Source organism: Paraburkholderia sp. Ac-20340, from assembly GCF_017104965.1.
Lineage (GTDB): Bacteria > Pseudomonadota > Gammaproteobacteria > Burkholderiales > Burkholderiaceae > Paraburkholderia.
In genome coordinates, this window is record NZ_JAAGPR010000003.1 from 478127 (window position 1) to 484407 (window position 6281).

Genomic DNA, 6281 nt, shown 5'->3' on the forward strand with positions numbered 1-6281 from the left:
CCGGCGCACGAGGCGCGCGGCGGTGAAAGGAAAAAGGCGGCGTGGGCCGCCTGAGCATCTTATTGTTGTGAATTGCGCTGGGCAAAACCGGCTTTCAGACGCCGACGCACCGCCAGCCGCTGCCCGATGCGGGCGAACGCGAGCCCCTGCTGCGCCCAGAAGCCCTCGCCATAACGCGCGCCTGCGAGTTGGGCGCGAATGCCCGTAGGCTCGATCCGCTCGCTGAAGGACGCGCTGCCGAACAGCATGTCCCACCACGGAAACAGCACGCCAAAGTTGCAGCCATACGTGGTGCCTTCGTGACCGTAGCCGATTGCATGATGACGCCGATGAAAACGCGGGCTCACCAGCAGCCGCTCGCCCAGCCAGCCAAAATGCACGCGGATATTGGCATGCTGCACGTTCTGCACGAAATTCGTGAGCGCCACCAGCACGACATACTGCGCGGGCGGCACGCCGATCACCAGCGCGATGCCCGCGAACATGCACGACTGCATCAGCACATCGAGCAGATGGTTGCGGTTATCGCACCAGAACGACATCTTGCGCTGGCTGTGATGGACCGCGTGCAATTCCCACCAGAGGCTGTAGCGGTGCGACAGGCGGTGATACCAGTAACCGGAAAAGTCGAGCACGACCAGATAGATCGCGAACGCCACGAGCGGCACGGTGGTCACACCGGGCCAGAGATTGTCGATATCGACACTCATGACGCCATGCAGGCGCAGCCAGCTTTGCGCACGGTCGAACGCCGGCTGCATGGCGAAGAAAAAGAACAGATTGAGAATGCCCAGGCGCGTGACCCAGGTATAGATGGCGTCCACGCCCACGCCCTTGCGGTCGCCCCACTTCTCCGCCGGCATGAGCGCTTCGAGCGGACGCAGCAGCAAATACATCGCCACCATTTCCAGCAGCCCGACGATCACCCAGTAGAGCGCGTCGAAGCTGTCTTCGTCCACGTTCATGAAACCGGCGTCGAATAACGCCGGTTGCAGCACGTTCACGTAGAGGAGCGTCTGGAGCCACGACACGAAGTCGTCGGCGCCAGCCACCACCCAATGCGCGCAGGAACCGAGGAAGGCGAACATGGGCGGTGACGTGCAGACGTTAAGCGCCGTTGGGCGACATGACCGGCGCGCGGTCGTAGAAGTAGATGCCGTGCGGCGAGCGGCCCACCGGAATCGTCTTGACGAGCTTCTTCGTCTGCATGTCGATCAGGCCGATGTGCTTGGCGAAACGGAACGTTACCCACAGCCAGCGCTTGTCGGCGGAGAGTTCCATGTCGTCGGGTCCGGGCATCAGGCCGTTGATCTCGCCCACTTTCTCAAGCGATTCTTCGTCGATGATGCTGATGACGTTCGACACGCGGCTCGACACCAGCACGTGGCGGCCATCCACCATCGAGCGGAAGTTATGTGCGGCCTTGCCCACCTGGATCGTCTTGACGATTTTCTGGTTGCGCCAGTCCACCACGGCGACGTAATCGGCGCCCGTCATGCCCACCAGCAGATATTTTTCGCCAGGCGTGAGCCACATGCCCGCGGGCGCCGGGCCAACCTTCATCTTCCACAGCACTTTCTGCGTAGGCAGATCGACCGCGGCGATTTCACCCGAGACCTGCAGCGACACGAACACGATATTGCTGTCCTTCGTGAACGCCAGGTGGCTGGGCATGGCCGAAAGCGGCAGGCGCTTCGCGACCGTGAAATTGCCCGCGCCGCCGTAGTGATAAATATCCAGACGGTCCAGACGCAGGCCGGTGGTCACGAACCACTTGTTATCCGGCGAAAAACCCAGTTGATACGGGTCTTCGACGTTTTCGATCCAGCGCTGCGGCTTGCCGGTTTTAGGATCGACGAACAGCAGGTTGTTCGACACCGAGTTCGCGACGATCAGCGAGCTGTTGTCCGGCGTCGGAAACAGGTGATGCGGCTCCTTGCCCGTGGGCACCGTGCCGACGAGTTCGTGCGTCTTGTCGTCGATGAGGCTCAGCGTTGCCTCGCCCGAATTGAGCACGATGATGTTGTTCGCATGCGCAATGCTCGGCATAACCGTGGTGAGCGCGGCACCGACCAGCGCGGAGCACGCAAACATCACGGCCTTTTTCGCAAAGCTTGCGGCGGTACGGCGGAATTCGTTTGTACGCATGAAGAGTCGTTCCCTGGCAGATCAGTGATTGTAGAACGCTTGCCGGTTCGCAAGGTTGACGTAGGGCCACTGAAATGTGGAAGGGGCGCAACGCGCGCCCCTTTTTCGAACTATTGTTATGGCCCGCAAAGCGCCATCGACTTCATCGCTGCATCGATTCCCAGACCTTGTGGAGCCGCTTGACCGACACCGGCATCGGCGTGCGCAACTCCTGCGCAAAGAGCGAGATGCGCAACTCTTCGAGCAGCCAGCGGAATTCGCTCAGGCGCGCATCGAACACGCCGCCACGTTGCGACAGCGCACGCTGATACTGCTGCGCGAGCGGCTGGAATTCGGCCACCTGACGCGCGTCGCGGCCGGGATCGGCGCGCAGCTTGTCGATGCGCAGCGCCACGCCCTTGAGGTAGCGCGGGAAATGCACCAGTTGCGCGTACGGCGTGTCCAGAATAAAGCGCTTGCTGATGAGCGCATCGACCTGCGCCTGCATATCCGCAGCGGGCGCGCCGAACGCCTTCGCCTGCACGAGCTTCTTCGCCAGCGACGCGTATTCCGCCAGAATCTGGCCGACCAGGCGCGCAATCTCCTGCGCCAGCAGCGAAAGACGTCCGCGCCCTTCGTCCTTGCGGGCGTGGAAACTCGCATCGTCGTCGGGCAGCGGGTCTTGCAGGCAGGCGCGATCGAGCGCCAGTTCGACCAGTTGATCGCGCAACTCTTCCTGGGTGGCGCGCGCCATGAACTGCATCGCCATTTCGCGCAGGCCCGGCAGGTTCTTCTCCAGATAGCGGATCGGCTCGCGCAACTGCAGCCCGAACAGACGGCGCAAGCCCGCGCGATGAATCCGCGCCGCCTCTTCCGGCGAATCGAATACCTCGACGTCGCAATGCGAGCCGCGATCGACCAGCGCCGGATAGCCGTACAGCGTCTGGCCGCCACGGCGGATTTCCAGCAGTTCGGGCAGCTTGCCGAAATTCCACGTCGTGAGGTTTTCGTAGAGCGCGGTCGCGGCCGTGTCACCGCTTGCGGGCGTGTGCGGCGTGTTGAGTTTTTTGGCCACGCTTTGCGACGACTGCGCTTTATCTGCCGCTGCCGCGCCTTGAGCGCCCTCGCCCTGCGCATGCGTTTCCAGCGCCGCCAGCGCGGTGGCGCTCGCCAGCTTCTGGAACTGCTGCTGCGCCTGCGCGCCCAGTTCCGTGCGCAACTGCGCGAGATTGCGGCCCATCGCGAGCTGACGTCCGTGCTCGTCGATCACCTTGAAATTCATGAACAGATGCGCGGGCAGCGTCTCCAGCTTGAAATCGGACGATTTCAGCTGAAGCTGCTTCTGTGCGCGCACATCGGCGATCAAGGCTTCGACCAGGCCGCCCGCACCGAAGCGCTCGCCGCCCAGGCGATCGGCGAAACCCGCCGCGTATTCCGGCAAGGGCACGCAATGGCGGCGCAGCTTCTGCGGCAAGGACTTCAGCAGCAGATGCGCCTTCTCCTTGATCATGCCCGGCACGAGCCATTCGCAGCGGCGCGCATCGACCTGATTGAGCGCATAGAGCGGCACCGCGAGCGTCACGCCATCGCGCGGCGAACCCGGCTCGAAGTGATACGTGAGCGCCATCGCCGCGCCCGACATGGTCATGCGCTTCGGGAACAGCTCGGTCGTCACGCCGGCCGCTTCGTGGCGCATCAGGTCGTCGCGCGAGAGATAAAGCAGACGCAGCTTGTCCTCGGACTGACCGCTCTTTTTCACCTCGTCGCGATACCAGCGCTCGAACGTCGCGCCCGCGTAAATGCCGTCGGGAATCGCCTGATCGTAGAAACCGAAGATCAGTTCGTCGTCGACCAGCACGTCCTGGCGGCGCGACTTGTGTTCGAGTTGCTCGATATCGGCGAGCAGTTTGCGGTTGTGCGCGAAGAACGGCAGCTTCGTGTCGAATTCGCCTTCGACCAGCGCGCCGCGAATAAACAATTCGCGCGCCCGCGCCGGGTCCTGTTTGCCGAACGCCACCCGACGCCGCTGATACACCGGCAAGCCGTACAGCACGCCGCGCTCGAACGCGCTGACCTGCGCCGCACGCTTTTCCCAATGCGGCTCGGACAGCGAGGTCTTCAGCAGATGCGCGCCCACTTTTTCGAGCCATTCCGGCTCGATCTTCGCGATACAGCGCGCGTACAGGCGGCTCGTTTCGACCAGTTCCGCCGCCACGACCCAGCGCCCCGCTTTCTTCACCAGCGCCGAACCGGGCCAGAGATGGAACTTGATGCTGCGCGCGCCGAGGAAATGCGGCTCGTCTTCCGCCTTCAGGCCGATATTGCCGAGCAGACCGGTCAGCAGCGCGTGATGGATTTCCTCGTAGGTCGCATCCGCTTCGTTGATGCGCCAGCCGTGCTCGCGCACCACCGTCAACAATTGTGAATGCACATCGCGCCATTCACGCAGCCGCAGATGCGAGAGGAAGTTCGCACGGCACGAGTCGACCAGTTGCTTGTTCGACTTCTTGTGCGCGACCGCATCCTCGAACCACGCCCAGATCTTCAGCCACTGGAGGAATTCGGAGCGCTCGTCGGCAAAACGGCGATGCGCCTGATCGGCCTGTTCCTGCGCCTCGATCGGGCGGTCGCGCGGGTCTTGCACCGAAAGCGCACTGGCGATCACCAGCACTTCGCGCAGCGACTGCGAATCGCGCGCGGCCAGAATCATGCGGCCCACGCGCGGGTCGAGCGGCAGGCGCGCGAGTTCGCGGCCGAGCGTGGTGAGCGCGTTATCGTCGTCGACGGCGCCGAGTTCGTTGAGCAGTTGATAGCCGTCCGCAATCGCGCGGCCCGGCGGCGGCTCGATGAACGGGAAGGTTTCGATCGCCGTGAGATGCAGCGACTTCATGCGCAAAATCACCGCCGCGAGCGACGAACGCAGGATTTCCGGGTCCGAGAAGCGCGCGCGCGCGATGTAATCCGATTCTTCGTAAAGCCGGATACAGATACCGTCGGCGACCCGGCCGCAACGGCCCGCGCGCTGGTTCGCGGCGGCCTGCGAGATCGACTCGATCTGCAGTTGCTCGACCTTGTTGCGATACGAATAGCGCTTCACGCGCGCGAGGCCCGTATCCACCACATAGCGGATGCCCGGCACAGTCAGCGAGGTTTCCGCCACGTTGGTCGCGAGCACGATGCGGCGCGCGTTCGACGGCTTGAACACGCGCTCCTGCTCCTGCGCGGAAAGGCGCGCGAACAGCGGCAGGATTTCCGTGTGCGGCGGATGATGCTTGCGCAGCGCCTCGGCGGCGTCGCGAATTTCGCGCTCGCCGGGCAGGAACACGAGCACGTCGCCCGAGCCTTCGCGGCACAGTTCGTCGACGGCATCGACGATGGCGTCCATCAGGTCGCGATCGGTGTCGCGCTGCGATTTTTTCGTCGGCGCATTGCCCTGCGCGTTCTTCACAGCCGGGCTGTCTTCCTGCACCGGGCGATAGCGCACCTCGACCGGGTACAGACGCCCGCTCACCTCGATCACCGGCGCGGGCTTGTCGTCGCTGCCGAAGTGGCGCGCGAAGCGGTCGGCGTCGATGGTCGCGGACGTGACGATCAGCTTGAGATCGGGCCGGCGCGGCAGGATCTCTTTCAGATAGCCGAGCAGGAAGTCGATGTTCAGACTGCGCTCGTGCGCCTCGTCGATGATGATCGTGTCGTAGGCCTTGAGCAGCGGATCGGTCTGCGTTTCCGCGAGCAGAATGCCGTCCGTCATCAGCTTGACCGAGGCGCCGGGCGACAGATTGTCGGTAAAGCGCACCTTGTAGCCGACCACTTCGCCGAACGGCGTGCCGAGTTCTTCGGCGATACGCCGGCCGGTCGCCGAAGCCGCGATCCGGCGCGGCTGCGTGTGACCGATCAGGCCGCTGCCGCCCGCGCCGAGGCCGCGCCCGAGCGAGAGCGCGATCTTCGGCAACTGGGTGGTCTTGCCCGAGCCGGTTTCGCCGCTGACGATCACGACCTGGTTGTTGGCGATCGCGCGCGCGATTTCCTCGCGGCGGCCGGAAACCGGCAGCGCTTCGGGGAAGGTGATCGGCGGGATCGGGTTGGGCGTGACGGGCGCACGCGGGGCGCGGGGCGGGCGCGGTTCGCGCGGTTCGCGGGGTTCGCGCTCCGGG

Annotated in this window: 3 protein-coding genes; all 3 read right to left on the bottom strand. The window is 64.2% G+C overall.

The window, feature by feature from the left end; translation table 11 throughout:
* Positions 1–59: 59 nt before the first annotated feature.
* The gene (locus tag G3N59_RS07335; protein WP_205981885.1) at positions 60–1088 is read right to left on the bottom strand and encodes a sterol desaturase family protein; all 1029 of its coding nucleotides are present in this window, start codon (positions 1086–1088) and stop codon (positions 60–62) included.
* Between the two features lie 19 nt (positions 1089–1107).
* Positions 1108–2094, bottom strand: coding sequence for a beta-propeller fold lactonase family protein (locus G3N59_RS07340; protein WP_346777857.1), 987 nt, complete (start codon positions 2092–2094; stop codon positions 1108–1110).
* A 196-nt stretch (positions 2095–2290) separates the two neighbouring features.
* Positions 2291–6281: ATP-dependent RNA helicase HrpA (gene hrpA, locus G3N59_RS07345; protein WP_241023228.1), on the bottom strand; the 3991-nt coding region annotated here is incomplete at its 5' end.